Source organism: Aldersonia sp. NBC_00410, assembly GCF_026342035.1.
Classification (GTDB): domain Bacteria; phylum Actinomycetota; class Actinomycetes; order Mycobacteriales; family Mycobacteriaceae; genus Aldersonia.
Genome location: NZ_JAPENM010000002.1, coordinates 653,675 through 671,368 on the forward strand (window position 1 = coordinate 653,675; position 17,694 = coordinate 671,368).

Annotated in this window: 12 protein-coding genes and 1 tRNA gene; 8 read left to right on the plus strand and 5 right to left on the minus strand. The window is 68.8% G+C overall.

The window, feature by feature from the left end; translation table 11 throughout:
* Window positions 1-3 precede the first annotated feature (3 nt).
* Window positions 4-1,164: a crosslink repair DNA glycosylase YcaQ family protein gene (locus tag OG921_RS06800; protein ID WP_266111576.1), complete on the plus strand. Its 1,161-nt coding sequence runs from the start codon at window positions 4-6 to the stop codon at window positions 1,162-1,164.
* Between the two features lie 8 nt (window positions 1,165-1,172).
* Here OG921_RS06800 and OG921_RS06805 read toward each other — a convergent pair whose 3' ends face one another.
* Window positions 1,173-1,928 carry a TetR/AcrR family transcriptional regulator gene (locus tag OG921_RS06805; RefSeq protein WP_266111577.1) on the minus strand — a complete coding sequence of 252 codons (756 nt, stop codon included), beginning with the start codon at window positions 1,926-1,928 and terminating at the stop codon, window positions 1,173-1,175.
* Window positions 1,929-2,036: 108 nt separating this feature from the next.
* On the opposite strand from OG921_RS06805, the gene OG921_RS06810 reads away from it, so the two are divergent.
* The 3 genes from OG921_RS06810 to OG921_RS06820 all read left to right on the plus strand — a co-directional run bounded on the left by OG921_RS06810 (window position 2,037) and on the right by OG921_RS06820 (window position 4,571).
* Window positions 2,037-3,023: an ATP-binding cassette domain-containing protein gene (locus tag OG921_RS06810; protein ID WP_266111578.1), complete on the plus strand. Its 987-nt coding sequence runs from the start codon at window positions 2,037-2,039 to the stop codon at window positions 3,021-3,023.
* The gene (locus OG921_RS06815) at window positions 3,020-3,787 is read left to right on the plus strand and encodes an ABC transporter permease (protein ID WP_266111579.1); all 768 of its coding nucleotides are present in this window, start codon (window positions 3,020-3,022) and stop codon (window positions 3,785-3,787) included. The genes OG921_RS06810 and OG921_RS06815 overlap by 4 nt, the downstream gene beginning before the upstream one ends.
* 172 nt (window positions 3,788-3,959) lie before the next feature.
* Window positions 3,960-4,571 carry a TetR/AcrR family transcriptional regulator gene (locus OG921_RS06820; protein WP_266111656.1) on the plus strand — a complete coding sequence of 204 codons (612 nt, stop codon included), beginning with the start codon at window positions 3,960-3,962 and terminating at the stop codon, window positions 4,569-4,571.
* A 158-nt stretch (window positions 4,572-4,729) separates the two neighbouring features.
* On the opposite strand, the gene OG921_RS06825 is transcribed toward OG921_RS06820, so the two are convergent.
* Window positions 4,730-5,161: a holo-ACP synthase gene (locus tag OG921_RS06825; RefSeq protein WP_266111657.1), complete on the minus strand. Its 432-nt coding sequence runs from the start codon at window positions 5,159-5,161 to the stop codon at window positions 4,730-4,732.
* A complete protein-coding gene (locus OG921_RS06830) occupies window positions 5,158-14,475 on the minus strand; it encodes a polyketide synthase (RefSeq protein WP_323182709.1) in 9,318 nt (3,105 codons plus the stop codon). The genes OG921_RS06825 and OG921_RS06830 overlap by 4 nt, the downstream gene beginning before the upstream one ends.
* Window positions 14,476-14,950: 475 nt before the next feature.
* Between OG921_RS06830 and OG921_RS06835 the strand changes: the two genes are divergently transcribed.
* Both OG921_RS06835 and OG921_RS06840 read left to right on the plus strand, forming a co-directional pair.
* A tRNA-Leu gene (locus tag OG921_RS06835) sits at window positions 14,951-15,032 on the plus strand.
* 577 nt (window positions 15,033-15,609) lie between these two features.
* Window positions 15,610-15,879 carry a hypothetical protein gene (locus tag OG921_RS06840; protein ID WP_266111580.1) on the plus strand — a complete coding sequence of 90 codons (270 nt, stop codon included), beginning with the start codon at window positions 15,610-15,612 and terminating at the stop codon, window positions 15,877-15,879.
* 114 nt (window positions 15,880-15,993) lie between these two features.
* Here OG921_RS06840 and OG921_RS06845 read toward each other — a convergent pair whose 3' ends face one another.
* Window positions 15,994-16,398, minus strand: a complete 405-nt coding sequence (locus tag OG921_RS06845) for a nitroreductase family deazaflavin-dependent oxidoreductase (RefSeq protein ID WP_266111581.1) — start codon at window positions 16,396-16,398, stop codon at window positions 15,994-15,996.
* A gap of 64 nt (window positions 16,399-16,462) precedes the next feature.
* Window positions 16,463-16,816 (minus strand): hypothetical protein, encoded by a 354-nt coding sequence (locus OG921_RS06850; protein ID WP_266111582.1) that lies wholly within the window; start codon window positions 16,814-16,816, stop codon window positions 16,463-16,465.
* 106 nt (window positions 16,817-16,922) lie between these two features.
* On the opposite strand from OG921_RS06850, the gene OG921_RS06855 reads away from it, so the two are divergent.
* Both OG921_RS06855 and OG921_RS06860 read left to right on the plus strand, forming a co-directional pair.
* Entirely contained in the window at window positions 16,923-17,336 is a 414-nt protein-coding gene (locus OG921_RS06855; RefSeq protein WP_266111583.1) for a transcriptional regulator, read from the plus strand.
* Window positions 17,333-17,686: a DUF3817 domain-containing protein gene (locus OG921_RS06860; RefSeq protein ID WP_266111584.1), complete on the plus strand. Its 354-nt coding sequence runs from the start codon at window positions 17,333-17,335 to the stop codon at window positions 17,684-17,686. The genes OG921_RS06855 and OG921_RS06860 overlap by 4 nt, the downstream gene beginning before the upstream one ends.
* The last annotated feature ends 8 nt before the right edge of the window (window positions 17,687-17,694 follow it).

The window sequence follows — 17,694 nt, forward strand, 5'->3', positions numbered from 1 at the left end:
GGCATGACGGGCACTCGTACGCTGAGCCGCGCCGAGGTGCTCGGGTTTCGTTGGCGCGCGCACGGTCTTGATACCGACCCCGGGCGCGCGACGATCGAGTCGATCGACATCCTCGACCTCGGCATTCAGGACACCGGCGAGGGTGCCCGTTGGGCGCTGCACAATCGGGGACTCGCCGAGGCCGAGCCTGCCGAGTCGTTCCACGCCGAGCTGTTCTACGCGTGGACGCTGCGCGGAGCGCCACATGCCTACCGCCGCGCGGATGCCGCCGCGATTGCCGTCGCGACCGCGCCATTGGACGATCGCGATGCCGGCAAGCGGATCTTCGACGCCGCCAAACCCCTGCGCGACAAAGGAATTCCGTTCCTCGAGGCGTTGACGCGGGTCGCGAAGACGGAGCGCGACATCGTGACCGCGCCGACGGTGAAGGGCGCGATGTCCTCGGCCCTGACCGCTCGCCTTCCCGCCGAGCAGCTGCGTTTCTGCCGCCCGTGCAACACCACGCACAGCTACGAGCAGCCGTTCCGGATCGCGGCGCTGCAGGCCGGCCTGGAGCTGGAACCCGCTACTTCGCCGCCGGTGCTGCGCCGGATCCCGCGGCTGCGCGCACCGATGTTCGGCAAGCCCGGCACGGCTGCCGCGCCGCGCTTCGACGTCGTGCGCGGCTACCTTCGGTTCTTCGGCCCCGCCCGACCGAAGGACGTGGCCGCCTACCTCGACGCTCCGCCGGCCTCGGTGGCGGCGCACTGGCCGGCCGACACGGTGGCCGTGCGGATCGACGGCGCCGCGGGTGGCAAGGCCGGTGAAGCCCAGCTTCTCGCCGAGGATGCCGATGCCGCCGCTGCCGGGCCCGCGGACTCGGGCCGGGTGCGCCTGCTCGGCGCGTTCGATCCGTGGCTGCAATTGCGCGATCGGGAATTGCTGGTCTCCGACCCGGCGCGCGCAAAAGATCTGTGGCGCACGCTCGGCCGGCCGGGCCCGGTCGTCCGCGACGGCGAGGTGATCGGCACGTGGCGGCCGCGGTCGGCGGGCGGCACACTGAACCTCCTCGTCGCGCCGTGGTCGACCTGGCCGCGGAAGGTGACCGACGCGGTGCACGAGCAGGCCGAGGCGCTCGCGGCTTGCCGAGGTTCGACGATGGGAAAGATCACCGTCGAGAACTGACTCGCCGATCACTGCTCGCGGCCGAATGTTTCCACGAACCGCTCGTAGCCATCGAGCAGTCGCTCGAACCCGAACCTGAAATCGGCGACCTCCCAATCGTTCGGATCGTCCTGGTCGAACGACTGCGCACGCAGCGCGCGGGTGATGGCGGGGAAGCGCTCCGGGTCGAGCACCTGGGCCATGATCCGGCCGAAATCGGCATCGACGTTCGGATCCGAGGCGGAGAGTTCACGCACGAGGCGGGTGCGGCCGATGACGAAGAAGGACACATTCATGACCAGCTGGAACTTGACCGGTTCCGGTAGCCCGCTCGGGGCCATTGCGGCCAGCCCCACCTCGAGCCAGGCCATGTTGTTCGGCCCGGTGGGCGGTGCGCCGAGCGGAACGTCGAGCCACCATGGATGGCGCATTATCGATTCGAATTCGGCCATCCCCCAAGCGAACAACGCATCGCGCCAGCCGAGCGCGGGATCCAGCGTCGGCGCATCGCCGATCACGCGGTCCGACATCAGCGCGACCAAGGTGTCCTTGCTGTCGACATAGCGATACAGCGACATCGTCGTGTAGCCGACCTGTTTGGCGACCCGGCTCATCGACACGGCCCCGAACCCCTCGGCCTCCGCGACCTCCACTGCGGCGTCGACGACCTGTTCGAGCGACAGCCCGCGGCGTGGGCCACGCGTTCCGCCCGCTCCCAGTCCCCAGGCCAGTTCTACGGCCCGCGGTAGGCCGGTGGGTTCCGGGGCGGGTGGCTGCGCTGCCATCGAAATTCTCCTGTCGCCGGTATTGCGTCGATCCTAAAACTGTGTACCGTGTACACAGAGTGTATTACATACACAGTTTAGGCTCTTCTCGATCGGAGGACCGACACCATGACTTCTGCACCACCCGCCGTTTCACCGAACCAATCGGCCATCTCGGTTCGCGGACTCACCAAACGGTTCGGCACCCAGACCGTGCTCGACGGACTCGACCTCGAGGTCCGCGCCGGCTCGATCTACGCGCTGCTCGGTCCCAATGGAGCGGGCAAGACCACGACCGTGCAGATCCTGTCCACGCTGCTCGCCCCCGACGCCGGGCAGGCATTCGTGGCCGGCCACGACGTCGGCCGCAATCCGGACGGGGTGCGCGCCACAATCGGCGTCACCGGCCAGTACTCCGCCGTGGACGGCCTGCTCACCGGCGCGGAGAACCTGCAGCTGATGGCGGACCTACATCGGCTCGGTCGGCGCGAATCCCGTGCCCGAGTGCACGAACTGCTCGACCGGTTCGATCTCGTCGCTGCCGCAGGCCAGCGCGCCCGCGACTACTCCGGCGGCGTGCGGCGACGCCTCGACCTGGCCATGAGCCTGGTGGGCCGGCCACGCGTGGTGTTCCTCGACGAGCCGACCACCGGACTCGACCCGCGCAGCCGACGGGCGATGTGGCAGGTGATCGTGGAACTCGCCGGCGACGGCGTCACGATCTTGCTCACCACCCAGTACCTCGAGGAAGCCGACCAGCTCGCCGACCGGATCGCCGTCCTCGACTGCGGACGGCTCGTCGCCGAGGGCACCGCCGACGAATTGAAGCGGCTCGTCCCCGGCGGCCATATCGCGCTGCGCTTCACCGACCACAGTGGACTCGATGCAGCGAGCCGAGTCGTCGCAGGCACCACTCGCGACCACGATGCGCTCACCCTGCAGGTGCCCTCGGACGGCAGCGTGCGCGCCCTGCGCGGTCTGCTGGCCGACCTGGACGAGCGCGATATCGCCATCGCGGACCTGTCCATTCACACGCCCGATCTCGACGACGTGTTCTTCGCGCTCACTGGCACCGAACACGCGCCAACCACGAATCTGGAGGTCGATGCCCAATGACCACACTCACCAACGCCGCGGCCGATTCCGGCACCATGTTCCGGCGCAGCATGCGCCACACACTGCGCACGCCGGACACCATGCTGTTGGCCATCGCGCTACCGGTCATTCTGATGCTGATGTTCGTGTACGTCTTCGGCGGCGCGATGGACGTCGGCGGCGAGTACATCGACTACGTGGTCCCCGGAATCATCCTGCTATGCGCCAGTTTCGGCGCCGCGACCACGGCAACGAGCGTCTCTGTCGATATGACCGAGGGCATCGTGGACCGGTTCCGGACCATGGCGATCTCCCGCTCGGCGGTACTCACCGGTCACGTCGCGGGCAGCCTGGTGCGCAACCTGCTCACCGCTGTGCTCGTCCTCGCGGTCGCCCTGGCGATCGGCTTCCGGCCGAATGCGACTGCACTGGAATGGGTGGCCGCGGTCGGGCTGATAGCGCTGTTCGTGCTGGCGATCTCCTGGCTGTGCGCCGCGCTCGGCCTGGTTGCGGCCAACCCCGAGGCGGCCAACGGATTCACCTTCTTCCTGCTGTTCCTGCCCTACGTGTCGAGTGCTTTCGTGCCGACCTCCTCGATGCCCGCGTGGCTGCAGTGGTTCGCCGACAATCAGCCGGTCACTTCGGTGATCGAGACCCTGCGCGGCCTGCTGATGGGCACGCCGATCGGGGACAGCGGGGCGCTCGCGATCGCCTGGTGCGCAGGAATCGCCGTCGGCGGGTATCTCTGGGCGGTTTGGGCCTTCCGCCGCAAAACCGCACGCTGACCAGGCGGTTGTGTCCAAGCGGCGGCCAACACGCGTACCGACCGGAACAATCCGGTCGGTACGTGCGTGCCGAACCGACTAGCCTGGACCTGTGGAATCGGCAGCCAGCACCAGCGTCCAACGACGGCGCCCCGATCCTGCGCTGGAGATTCACAACGATCCGCAGGAGTTGATGCCGCGCAAGCGCCCCACGCAGGAGCGCAGCCGGCGCAAGTTCGACGCATTGCTCACTGCCTCCCGCAAGCTGCTCGTCGAAGTCGGCTTCGAATCGTTCACCTGCGAAGAGGTTGCGGCCAGGGCGGAAGTGCCGATCGGCACGCTCTACCAGTTCTTCGCCAACAAGTACGTCATCGTGTGCGAGCTGAATCGCCAAGACCTGGTAGCAGTTTCGCAGGAACTCGAGGAATTCAACGGCGAGATCCCATCGCTGGACTGGCTGCGCTACATGAACAACTTCGTCGACCACATGGCTCAGTTGTGGACCTCCGACCCGTCGCGCCGCGAGGTCTGGCTGGCCATGCAGTCCACGCCCTCGACGCGGGCGACCGGCGCGATCCACGAGAAAGAATTCGCCGAGGTCGTCTCGAACATGTTGCGGCCGTTGACCCCGCGCACTCCGCGTCCGCGCCGCAAGATGATGGCCGAAGTGCTCGTGCACGTCGTCTATTCGATGCTCAACTTCTCCGTGCAGGATGACCAGAGCCACGACGACGCCGTCGCCGAACTCAAACGGCTGATGGTCGCGTATCTGCTTGTCACGGAAAAGGAATCGCGCACCCGCTGACGCGGTGCGGCACACCGATTACCGGCGCGGCGCGGCCCACCGGTTACTGACGCGGCGCGGCACAACCAATACCGACGCGGCGCCGACCGGAAGTACACCCGAACACACGTAATCGCCGCGCTCGGAAATGCGCGGCGATTACGTGTCTCGTTTATGGATCAGCTCTTGGGCGGCTCCACCAGGTCGGCCAACTCACCCGGATCCTCGAGCACCACGACCGCGGCCGCGGTGTCCCCGTCGTGGGTCAACGATAGGTGCACCCGGACCCGCGGCAGAAACTCCGCCGCGAGACCGTGCAGCTTGATCGAGGGCCTGCCCCAGGCGTCGTTGACGACCTCGATGAGCAGATACGGGTTGTCACCCACCTGCGGGCGCCGGGCGAACCGGGACGTCGCCCAGGCTTTGAGCACCGCCTCCTTCGCCGCCCAGCGCACCGCGTAACTCCTGGCGGGATCGGAGCCCTTGCTCTCGCAGTAGCGCCGTTCCCCGGCCGTGAAGCTCTCCCGCAGCATGGTGGTGCCCGAGCGTTCGATCTGCTCGGCAAACTCGGACACCGTCACCAAATCCAGGCCGATACCGATGATGCTCACTGGCATCCGGGCTTCCCGCTGGTGTAGACGTCGTCCGCACCGAGCCGCGCGCCCTCGGACAGCAGCACGTCGGCCTCGAGTTCGCGAATCGCCTTGTGCGCCGCGTCGTCCTCGCCGAGTCGCCGGTCCCCCGGCCGCTCGTAGAGATCGGCGCCACCGCACATCGCCTGCGCGAGCCGCTGCCGGCCCGCGGCGAGCCGCTCGTTGGCCCGCGCGAGGTAGTCCGCACGGTCCGCCGGGTCGATCGCGGTGACGAACGCCTGCGGGTGCACCACTGCGATCAGACCGGACACGTGGCCGAAGCCGAGGCTGGTCAGCAGACCCGCCTTGAGCGGCAGCGCGTCACCGAAGCGCAGCGCCTCCCGCGGCCACACCAGATGCGGGAATTCCGCCATCTTCGGATCGACGCAGTCCAGGCTGCGGTTCGGCGGAATGACGCCCTGGCTGAGCACCTGGCACAGGCCGATCAGCTGGAACGCCGCCGCGCCGCCCTTCGAATGGCCGGTCAGGCTCTTCTGCGACACCACGAACAGCGGGTTGCCCGCCGAGCGGCCGATCGACGCGGCGAGCCGCGTGTGCAGCTCCGCCTCGTTCGGATCGTTTGCGGCCGTGGAGGTGTCGTGCTTGGAGACCACCGCCACCTCGTCGGCGCCGACACCCAGTTCGGCGAGTCCCTTGGCCAGGCGCGACTTCGAGCCGCCACGCCCGGCGCCGAGTGCACCGAGACCGGGCGCCGGAATCGAGGTGTGCACACCGTCGCCGAACGACTGCGCGTACGCCACCACACCGAGCACCGGCAGGCCCATCCGGACCGCGAGATCACCACGGGCGAGCAGGATCGTGCCGCCGCCCATCGACTCGACGAAGCCGCCGCGCCGGCGATCGTTCGCCCTGGAGAAGCGGCGATCGTCGATTCCCTTGGCGCGCATGGCCGCCGAGTCCGCCGTGGCCGACATGTCGCCGAAGCCGATGATGCCCTCGGTGGACAGATCGTCGAAGCCGCCGGCCACGACAAGATCGGCCTTGCCGAGCTTGATCTTGTCGACGCCTTCCTCGACCGACACCGCAGCCGTGGCGCACGCCGCGACCGGGTGCACCATCGCGCCGTAGCTGCCGACGTAGGACTGCACCACATGTGCCGCAACAACGTTGGGCAGCGCCTCCTGCAGGATGTCGTTGGCGCGCGCCTCACCGAGCAGCGTGTCGATGTAGAGCGAGCGCATCGACGTCATGCCGCCCATGCCGGTGCCCTGGGTGTTGGCCACCAGGCTCGGGTGCACCCAGCGCATCAGTTCCGAGGGCGTGAAGCCCGAGCTGATGAATGCATCCACGGTGCAGACGATGTTCCACAGCGCCACCCGGTCCACCGAGCTCGCCATATCCGGCGAGATGCCCCAGCGGGTCGGGTCGAAGCCGGTGGGGATCTGGCCGCCAACGAAGCGGGTCAGCTTCATCTTGCGCGGCACGCGAATCTCGGTGCCCGCCTGCCGGGTCACCTGCCAGTCCCCCGAGTCCGCGACCGGCGTGACGATCGTGTGCTCCGGGTCGGCGGCGGCGAACGCGCGGGCTTCCGTCTCGCTGGTCACCACGAAGGTGAGGTCCTTGTCGAGGAAGACCGACGTCATCAGCGGGGCCGTGTTGTCCACCATCGCACCGTCGTCCACGTAGCGGCGGATACCGCAGCGGGAGACGACCTCGTCGTGGTAGCGCTCGGCGATCTCCTCCTCCGGCACCAGATCACCGGATTCGGCGTCGTACCAGCCCGCCTTGGGATCGTTCTCCCACGTGACGAGTCCCGTGCTCCAGGCCAGTTCGAGAACGCCTGCGGCCGAAAGCTGTTCGTCGACCTCCATCTCGAAGCGGGTGCGCGCCGAGCCGTACGGCCCGAGCTCGCCCGCGCCGACGATGACGACCATGTCGGCCGGGTCGATGTTCAGCTCCGGCCAGGCGTACTCGGCGACCGCGGCGACCTGGGTCGGCGGCGCGGGCAGCGCGAGGATCGTCCCCGCGATGTCTTCCACCGCCTCCTCCGGCGTCTCGGCCTCGGCTGCCTCACGGGCCTCCTTTGCCAGCGACGCCAGATCCAGATCGACGGTGGCAAGCCCACCGGTGAGGTCGGCCTGCACCGGCTTGGTCGCCGCCTGCTCCCGTACCTCGACGGTGGACAGCTTCAGCAGCTCGGCCGCCATTTCCTGGGTGGACCAGGTGGACACGCCGGCCTGCTCGACCGCGTCGACGATCGGGTCGTTGTGACCCATCAGCCCGGTGCCGCGCACCCAGCCGATCAGAGCGTGCGCCAAGGTAACCCGGTCGGCCCAGGACCGTTCCGCGTTCCAGCGGGCGACCAGTGCGTCCAGGGCAGCCTTCGACTCGCCGTAGGCACCGTCACCACCGAACATGCCGCGGTTCGGCGAACCGGGCAGCACCGTGTGCAGCCGTGCGTCGACATCGTGGTCGCGTCCGAGTGCGGACAGCCCCGCGATGAGGCGTTCGACCGACCACAGCAGCACCCGCATTTCCATCTCGGCGCGGGCCCCCGCGTCGGAGAGGTCGCCGGCTACGCGCGGCGCGGCGAACGGGAAGAGCAGCGTCGGCGTCATCGCGCCCTTGGTGACGGTCTTCGCGCCACCGGCGGAATCGATCTGCTCGTTGCCGATCCAGTCGATGAGCGCGTCCACGTCGGTGTAGGAGGCCATATTGGCCGGCACCACCCACAGTTCCGCACCAGCCTGTGCCGAGTCGCGGTAGAGCGTGCGGTAGAAGCCGAGCCGCGCGTCGTCCAGGCGCGAGGTGGTCACCACGACCGTCGCACCGCCGGCGAGCAGCTGGCCGGTGATCGCCGCGGCGATCGACCCCTTGCTCGCGCCGGTGACAACGGCGATCTCGCCCGACCAGACGCCCGAGCCGGTGTTCTGCTTGGCGGCCTGCTCGATCTGCTCGTAGGCGGCGGCGAGCACCGAACGCCCGGCGGTACGGGCCTTGGCCCGCCACCATGCCGCCTGCGCAGCAACGGAAGCGCCTGCACCCGTGAAGCCGTCGACGGTCACCGTCGAAACGGCATCCTCGGCGATCCACAGCCGCGCGAGATCCTCACGCGCGGTGGCCCACCGGTCGTCGATGAGCACGGCCTTGCGGCCGTCGAATGCCGGGGCGACCAGACGCGGCCAGTCCGTGCCGAGTTCCGCGGACACGAGTTCGACGAGTTCGCCGTCGGCGGCCGCATCCGGCGCCGAGACCTTGTCGTCGAGGCCCAGCTGCTCGAGCACGAGCCGCGCAGCGGAGGCGAGGACACCGTCACGACCGGTGATGTGCTCGGTGAATTCGCCGAGCGCCGCCGCGTCCACGGTGCCACCGCCACCGGCACCACCGGTGGAAGGCAGCGACACCGCCACACCACGCCGGCCGGCCACAGCCTGCACGCCCGCATCGATCGCGGCATCGACCGAAGCGGCATCGGACAGCGCACTGCCGACCAGACCGCCGAGGTCGCCGCCGCGCACACTGGCGCCGTCACGGGTGCCGAGTGCGACCTCGGCCATGACATGGTTGGCCCAGCCGTCGCCGAGCTCCCAGACCTTCGTCACGCGCTCGGCGATGGCGGCCGGACGCTTGCCGGTCGGGCCGAACACCTTGCGCAGGTGATCACCCATCGAGTCGGACAACACCGAACCGAACGGCTTGTAGGTACGGGCGAGCTTGTCGACCGTGCCGGCCAGCGCCACCATGTCGGCGTCCGCGGCGCCGTCGATCGCGCCGAGCGAGAGCTCGGAGCCGAGGTCGACGAGCAGCTGGTTGCGCCGCGAGGAGACGCCGTCGCACAGCGCCTCGATGGTGTCCACCGGACCGATCTGGTCGAGCCGCAGCTTGGTCCACAGCGCGATCAGCACCTTGGTCGCATCCGAGGCGGTGAAGGCGATGTCGTCCGGACGCGGCCCACCCGAGGGTGCCGCCGCTGGAGCGGGTGCCGGCGCCGCCGCGGCAGCCGGAGCGGGAGCAGCGGCTTCGGAAGCCGCTGCGGGGATTTCCTCCTCGACCGGTTCCGGGTCGACGTCGGTGGCGAACACGACCGCACGCTCGCGCTCGATGTTGACCACCTCGACCGGGCCACCGATGCGGCCGGGCAGCTTGAGCGTGTTGCTCGCCAGGTTGGCCACCGTCGGTGTTGCGGCCAGGCCGATCTCGACGAACCGCTCCACGCCGAGGCCGCCGTGCAACTCGTCGGTGAACAGCAGGTCCTGGGTTTCGATCCAGCGCACCGGGCTGGCGAACTGCCAGGCCAGCAGCTCGATCAGCACCACGCGGCACAGTTCGCCCTGGCGGTCGGCCCAGCTGTCGAAGTCGGCCAGCACCGCGGTCAGCGGCTCCGACGGGACCAGGTCGGCGATCTCCTGGATGAAGTCGCGGTTGAGCGAGAACGGCCTCGGCACCAGGTTCGGGATGTAGCGCCCGATCAGGATCTCCGGATGCAGATCGGCAGGCAGCAGGTCTTCGAGCTTGTGCCGGAACTCGGGCACGCCGTCACGCAGCACGGCCGAGTGGAACGGCACGTCGATACCGGGCACCAGGATGAAGGCGCGCTTGCCACCGAAGTCGGCGACGCGGCGGTCGATCTCGGTCTCCAGCGCATCGAGGCCGGCGACGGTGCCCGCGATGGCGTACTGCGAACCACGCAGGTTCAGGTTCACCACCTGCACGAACTCACCGGTTGCCGCACCGATCGAGGCGATGAACTCCTCCACGTCTTCGTCGCGCAGCCCGAACTGCGACGGCCGGATCGCGGCCATCCGGTAGTTCGAGCGGCCGTCGGCGTCGCGCGGCACGAGCTCGTGCATGGCCGAACCACGCTGGAACACGACCTCGAGCACGGCCTCGAGCGGCAGCACCCCGGCGACGGCGGCGAGCGCGTTGTACTCGCCGACCGAGTGACCGGCCAGGATCGCGTCCTCCACGAAGGCGCCGGCCTCACGCAGCTCGGCGACCTGCGCGCAGCCGAGCACGGCCATCGCGACCTGGGTGAACTGCGTCAGGTGCAGCACGCCGTCCGGGTGCTTGTGCTCGACACCGCGAGCCTTGAGATAGGTCGGGTTGTCCCGGACGACGGCGAGAATGGAGAAACCGAGCGCGGATCGGGTGTGCTTGTCGGCACGGTCCCAGATCTCCTTCGCCGCCTTGGAGCGCGTCCGCGCGTCCAGACCCATGCCCTTGGCCTGAATGCCCTGGCCGGGGAACGCGTAGACGGTCTTCGGCGCCTCCGTGCGGCCGGTCGCGACCATCACCAGGTCGCTGCCGACGCGGCAGGAGACCTCCACGATCTCCGCGCCCGAATCGATCGCAACTCGGTTGATCTGAATGTCGATTCGCGCGCCGGGCCGGACCATGCCGAGGAACCGGGTGGTCCAGGCGGTGAGCCGGCGAGCCGGGATATTCGACTCCGGATCGACGGCGGCAACCGCGTGCTGAGCCGCGGCCGAAAGCCACATGCCGTGCACGATCGGGCGGCCGAGGCCGGCGAGCAGCGCCGCGCCGTCGGAGGTGTGAATCGGGTTGTGGTCGCCGGACACCTGGGCAAAGGCGCCCATATTGGTCGGCGCGACGATGGTGACGTCCCGACGACGGCGACGCGGGGTGTCCAGGCCGGACTCGCCTGCCCCACCCGCACGCGGCGGGTCGGTCAGCTCGCCGGCACCGGTCCGACCGCGGATCGCGAAGCGCTCGACAAGCGTTGCGAGCGGCAGTGCTTCGAGCCCCTGCTCGCGCTCCATGCTGGTGATGGTGACGTGCACCTCGACGACGCGGCCGAGGTCGGTGTCGATGACCGAGGTGGACTCGGCACGCACCGTCAGGATGCTGGTGTCCTGCGGCAACTCTGTGCCCAGGCGCACCTGATGATCGAGGTGAACCAGGTCGAGCATGCCCTCGATGACGCTGCCCGCTTCCGGGATGCGGGCGGCACCGAGCACCGCGAACACGGCGGGCCAGCAGGCGCCGACCAGCACGTCGGGTACGGCGTTGCCGACCGAACTGAGCGAATCCGGCATGCCCGAGGACGTGACACCGGCGTGGTCGGCGATCAGATCCGGCGTCCAGGCCAGGTTGACCCGCGCGACATTGCCCTTGACTGTCGGCAGCTCCTGCCCGGCAGCCACGGCGAGCAGCGCCGACATCGAAGCCTCCGCGTCCTCGGCGGTGACGACCGGCGCACCGCCGGTGTAGGTCGACGCGGGGACGGTGATGCGGATGCGGACCGCGTTGCCCGCGAGCAGCGGGACGGTGAGCTCGACGTGTTCGGCGTCGAGTTCGGTCAACGAGGCACCGGAGCCGGGGTGTGCGGCGTTGTGGCCGTCGACGAGCCATTCCGCGACCTCGCCGAGCCGGCGCACCGGGTTCTTGGTGACCCGGCCGGCCCACGTGACGTCGGGCGAGCCGAGCACGATGTCGACCGGGCCCGGTGCGACACCGGCATGTCTGCGGCTGGCGATGGCGACCGGCTTGACGCCAGCGGCGACCAGCGCGTCCGCGCCGGCCTTCTCGAACCGGTCGAGCAGTTCACCCACCGGCTCGTCGACGCGGGTGATGCCCGCGACGGCGACGGTGCCCGGGATGACGCAGACCTGGTCTGCGGAGTAGCGCGGATCGTGCGCCTGCCACAGCGAGTCCGACCGCCACCAGCGGCGGACGTCGCCGTCGACGACCGGCACGAAGTTCACCGGCTTGCCCGGCGTCTTGCACAGGGCGACGAAGAACGGGACGTCGGCCGGGTGCAGCACCGCGGTGTCGGCGTCGGCGTAGGCCTCGTGCAGCGCGGCAAGCGCTTGCGCGGGGCGCTCGAGCAACGCGGAATCCTCGAACAGGGTCGCGATCGGGCCGCGGTCGGCGGGGTGCAGTCGGGCCTCGGCCCGCTGCAGCATCTCGGCGAACCGCTCGCGCCAGGTGATATCCAGCCAGAGCGAGCTGGTCGCGTCCGAAATCGCCTCGGCAACATCGGATCCGGTGTCGAACGCGGTGAGCGCGTCGGGGCCGATGGCCAGCTCGACATAGCGATTGAGCCACTGGGTGTAGGTCATCGTGGCGACGTCACCGAAGTACGGCTTCGCGGTGCCGTTGAGCGCGGCGATGATCTCCTCGCGCCGCTGCGCGACCGCGTCCGCGTCGCCGGCCACCTCGTCGAGCAGGCGTCCGGTACGGGAAGCAGCGTTGTCGATCTCGTGAATATCCGCGCCGAGCTGGCTGCGGCCGGAAGCCATGCCGCCGACGGCGTTGCCCGCGCCGACCCAGTCGGGGGTACCGGGGGTGGCGACCAGCAGTTGCTTGACCTCGGGCGCGGTGGTGGCCTCCAGGGCCGCCATCGCGGCGGTGCCGACCAGAATGCCGTCCAGCGGCATCGCCGGGAAACCGTAAGGCGTCGACCAGGAGCCGGTCAGGTACTCGGCCGCACGCTCGGGCGTGCCGATGCCACCGCCGACGCAGACCACGATGTTCGACCGGGTGCGCAGTTCGGCGTAGGTGTCGAGCAGCAGGTCGTCGAGGTCTTCCCAGGAGTGGTGACCCCCGGCCCGGCCGCCCTCGATATGCATGATCACCGGGTAGTTGGGCACCTCGTTGGCGATCCGGATCACGGAACGGATCTGCGCGACGGTGCCCGGCTTGAAGGCGACGTGGCTGATGCCGGCCTCGGACAGCTCCTCGATCAGCGCGACGGCTTCCTCGAGCTCGGGGATGCCTGCGGTAACGACGACACCGTCGAACGGTGCTCCCGCGGCGCGGGCCTTCTGCACCAGACGCTTGCCACCGAGCTGCAGCTTCCACAGGTAGGGATCGAGGAACAGCGAGTTGAACTGCACCTCGCGGCCCGGGTCGAGCAGCGTGCGCAGCTCGGCGACGCGGTCGGCGAAGATTTGTTCGGTGACCTGTCCGCCGCCGGCGAGCTCGGCCCAGTGGCCGGCGTTCGCGGCCGCGGCGACGATCTTGGCGTCGACGGTGGTGGGGGTCATGCCGGCGAGCAGGATCGGGGACCGCCCGGTGAGACGGGTGAACGCGGTTTCGACGACGACGCGGCCGTCGGGCAGCGTGACCGGCGCCGGCGCGAAGCTCGACCAGGCCGGCGGGATTTCGGGGGTGGCACCGGGCGTGAGCAGCTGCCGCTGGCCGTCGCGGGTCGCGGCGGCGACGATGCCCGAGCCGGTCCCGCGCAGCGTGGAGACGCTCATCCGGGTCAGCAGGTCCCCCGGGCCGAGGTCCAGGAGCCAATCTGCACCGGCACCGACCGCGGTGTCGATGGCGGTGACCCAGTCGACGGGCTCCACGAGGACGCCGGCGGTGAGTTCACGGGCCAGGTCGACATCGAGGCCGCACAGTCCTGCCCAGCTCGCGACGAGTTCGATGGTCTCGTCGAGCGCGGGGTGATGGAAACCGATCTCGACGGCGAGCGGCTCGAATACGGGCGCGAACACGGCACCGCCGCGCTTCTTCGCGTCCCGCTCGTGGGTCTGCTCGGTGGTGATCTGCTCGCAGTACTCCTTGACCCGCTCGATCGAGGCGGGCGCACCGGAGATGACGAAACGGCGCCGACCGTTGCGGATCGACAGGGACGGCGCGATCGACGCATCGGTGGTGGCTGCGACCGCGGCGACGGCCTGCTCGAGCTGCGCGCGATCGGCGTTGGAGACGGCCATCATCGGCGCGCGGTCACCGACCGCGATCAGACCACGGCGGCGACCGACGAGGCCCGCCGCCGCGCCGATCAGCTGAGCGAGGGCGAGCAACTGAGCGTCGGCAGAACCCTGGCGCTCGACAGCGGCCACACCGATCAGACCCTGCGAGTGTCCGATTACCGCGACCGGCGGGTTCGCGGCTGGGTCGAGACCCTGCAGTTTCAGCGACCGGAGCGCGGCGATCTGGGTCAGGAAAACACCGGGCAGCGACACGGCCGCCGAACGCAGCGTCGCCTCCGAAGGCGCGGCGGAGGGCTCGTCACTCTCTTCGTCGACGATGTCCTCTTCGAGGATCCAGCCGATCGGGTCGAAGCCGACCGGTCGCACGACGAGCAGTTTGCCGGCCAGCGGCGTGAGGATCGCGGCGGCTTCGTTGACCAGGGCGGTCAGTTCCGGCTCGAGCGCGCTGTCTCGACTGATCTCCTCGAGTGCGCCCAGCCAGGACGCGCCCTGTCCACCGAACGCGAGAGCGTAGGGCTCGCCGGCGAGGAAGCGGTCGACCAGCGGAAGGCGATCGAATGCGGACGAACCTTTCGCGCGCGGGCTCGTGGCCGAGTAAGCGTCGCGTCCTCGGCCGGATGCCGCGCTTTCATTGATGGTCACGGGTGTGTAGTCCTCTCGTTTGCGCCGGGGTGCACAGAAGCGCGGCGTCGTGATGACGCCGGGCACCGGGGCGCGGATGTGGCTCGGGCTCTCCTCGTCGAGTGGTGCCAAGAGTGGCACAGAATCATGAGGAAATCCTCACGTTTGATCTACGACTGACGCCGAAAACGGCGATTTTGCGGGACAGACGTCCCAGAATTTCGCCGCCGATCACTCTCATTCCATGGCTTCCGCGCTGGCTACGACACATACGTGGACCTCCAATAATATGAGGAAATCCTCATGTTGATCGTTATTGAGTTGTTATATTCGCAGGTCGGGTTACTCGCGGGTAGCGAACACGACCGTCGCCCGACGTCGGCTCCGATCCCTGGCGAGCGACCGCTGGGTCGGCGGCCCCACACGGCGCGTGACGCGAAAGTGTGAGCCCGTCCGGGCCCAGTCCCACGCCGGCCGTGACGTACGCTGTGCCTGCGCGCGAGTGGCGGAATTGGCAGACGCGCCAGATTTAGGTTCTGGTGTCCTAGGACGTGGGGGTTCAAGTCCCCCCTCGCGCACAATGCAGGTCAGCAGCAAAATAGTGACCCGCGGCACAATCTGGTCAAACGCCCAACTTCGCCCGTGTGCGCCGGTAGCTTGCCGTGCATGTCATCGCAAGCCGTAGCCGTCGCAGACCTCAACGCGTCACACATCCACCGATATATCTGCATGTCGCCGGACGCCCGGCCTGGTGTCACCGCCGGCGTTGTTGCCGGGCTCATCGTGGGCGTTCAACACGGTCACGAAGGGACAGCGGTGACGATCGCGGTCGGCAGAGGCCGCACCATGACAGTGACGGCTTTCTCGGGCGGCGTGCAGGTGGGCGACGCGTTCATCGACGTCCTGCGCAGATCCATCGTGGTTGACGATCGCCCGGCTACCGAATCGGTCGGCAAACTTCCCGCCGTCCAGGCCCGACGACGTAGGGGCAAACACTTGTGCGCGGTGCCGCACGAGGGCTCGCTCCGCGCAGGCAACCGAATTGGACGCGTGCCAGGTCCCACCGCAACCCCGACACCCGCCGGGTAACGGCTACTGGTCTAACGACCGATAACCCGTTTTACCGGGCACGGCTGGGCCGGTGAAGGAGAGGACATGCACAGCGATAACGGCATCAACGTCGGTGATTGGCTAACCACGATCCAGGGTGACCCTCGCTGCTCCGTCGTCGGGCTCGAGGCAGCAATTGTCGTGGCATCCGGACGCGAACCGGACCAATGGCAGCGAATCGGCATCAAGATCCTGGAATCGCTCGGGTACCTCGCAGCTCATACCGAGCCGGTCGTCATCGACCATGGCAATGGCCGGACCGAGGAGTTCCACGCTCGGCGCTTAACGTTCCCTGCCGAGATCCGCTCGGCTTAGGTGGCCCCTGCGTCTACCCGAACCGTTCGCGCCCGACGCCGACCACAACGGCATCGGCTGCGAGTGATCTCCGCCGCGCCGCCCCCGGGCTGACGCGCGGATTCGAACCTCCGCTCAGCGCGCCAACCGGCCCAGCAACACCCGATCGGTCCCCCGCCCGATCACCCGCGCACCCAGCGGTACCTCGGCGTTCCGGCTGTCCACGATGCGCAGGTCGTCGATTCCGACGACACGACCGCGCCGACGCAGCGATCCCTCGCCGGCCGCCATCAGGTTGTGCAGCCACTGCGTCTGCGGACCGTAGGCGAGCCCGATCGCGATCAGATCGCCGCGTCGAAATGCCAGCACCGGCGTCGCATAAGACGTTCCGGATTTCCGGCCGCGATGTAGGACCACCGCCCATGGCACGAGGTACGGTGCCCACAACCCCTGGATCCGGTTACCGATCGCGCGGTTGAACCGCGCGACGAAGCGGGGCAGTCCCCGCCGATCGAAGTCGATTCCATCATTGTTCGACATCAGTTCACTCCCCCTGTGCTGCAGCGGATTTCACGTCCGCCGACTTCTCCCCTTCGTAACGCTGCTACTGCACCGCGGCCCGTTCGCGCTCCGCCTGAACCTCGCGGATCACCCGGGTGACGATCCGCTCGAATGCGGCATCGACCTTTGCCGCGTGCGCCTCGTCGCTGTCCGCGGCCGGCAGCCACTCGCGCAGCTGATCGACGATCCATTCCCGCCAGGCCGCACGCATCCAGGTCGCCTCGTGCATCCCGGTTTCCGTCAGCGACAACATATCCTCCTCGCGGCGGATGTGACCCGATGCCACGAGCTCGTCGAAGTACGAGTCCAGCACGCCCGGCGGCACCCCGACAGGGGCCTCGATCCCGGACTGGGCGACCGGCCGGTCGAGCACGACGTTTGCCGCGTACACCTCCATGACGTGCACTCTCAGCGCAGCACAGGACATGACGCGGCTCACACCAGTGGATTCCGGCCGGCGGCTGCCCGGATCGCTCGCCGTGCACCCCGGTACCGTTTGGGGTATGAGTTCCCGCCCGCGTCGGCATCGACCTGCACTGATCGTGCTGGTCGTCGTCGCCGCGCTGGGCTGCCTGGCGCTGGGCTGGTGGCAGTGGACCAGATTCGAGTCGGCCGGCGGTACCGGGCAAAATCTCGGGTACGCCCTGCAGTGGCCGCTGTTCGCGGGGTTCGTCGTCTACGCCTACCGCCGCTTCGTCCAACTCGAGGACGAGCACACCGGAAAGAGTTCTGGCACGGGGACACAACCGGTACGGGCGACGGGCACGGAAACGCAGCCGACCGAGATCCCGGCGGACCTGCTGCCGCCGCGCCCGACTGCCCGCCCCCGGGACGCACTCGATGAGCAAACGACCGAATACAACCGCTACCTTGCCGAGCTCAACGCTCGCGACCGGACAGACAGGAGCACCACGTGACCGCGAGCCCCGAAGGCACCGAGACCGCAGCGCCGACGGGCAACGCCAGGATTGCCGGCGCGCTGCTGCGCTACCGCGTGCTTGCGTGGGTGACCGGCATCTGGCTGCTCGTGCTGACCGCGGATCTCGTCGCGAAGTACGGCTTCGACGTGGACACGCCGAGCTGGATCGCGGTCGTGCACGGCTGGGTCTACTTCGTCTACCTGATCGTCACCATCGATCTGGCGGTGAAGGTGCGCTGGGCGGCCCCGCGGACGGTCGGCACGTTGCTCGCCGGCACTATTCCGTTTCTGTCGTTCTTCGTCGAACATCGCCGCACCCAACAGGTCAAGAGCGACTTCGGTATTTGATACCGCTC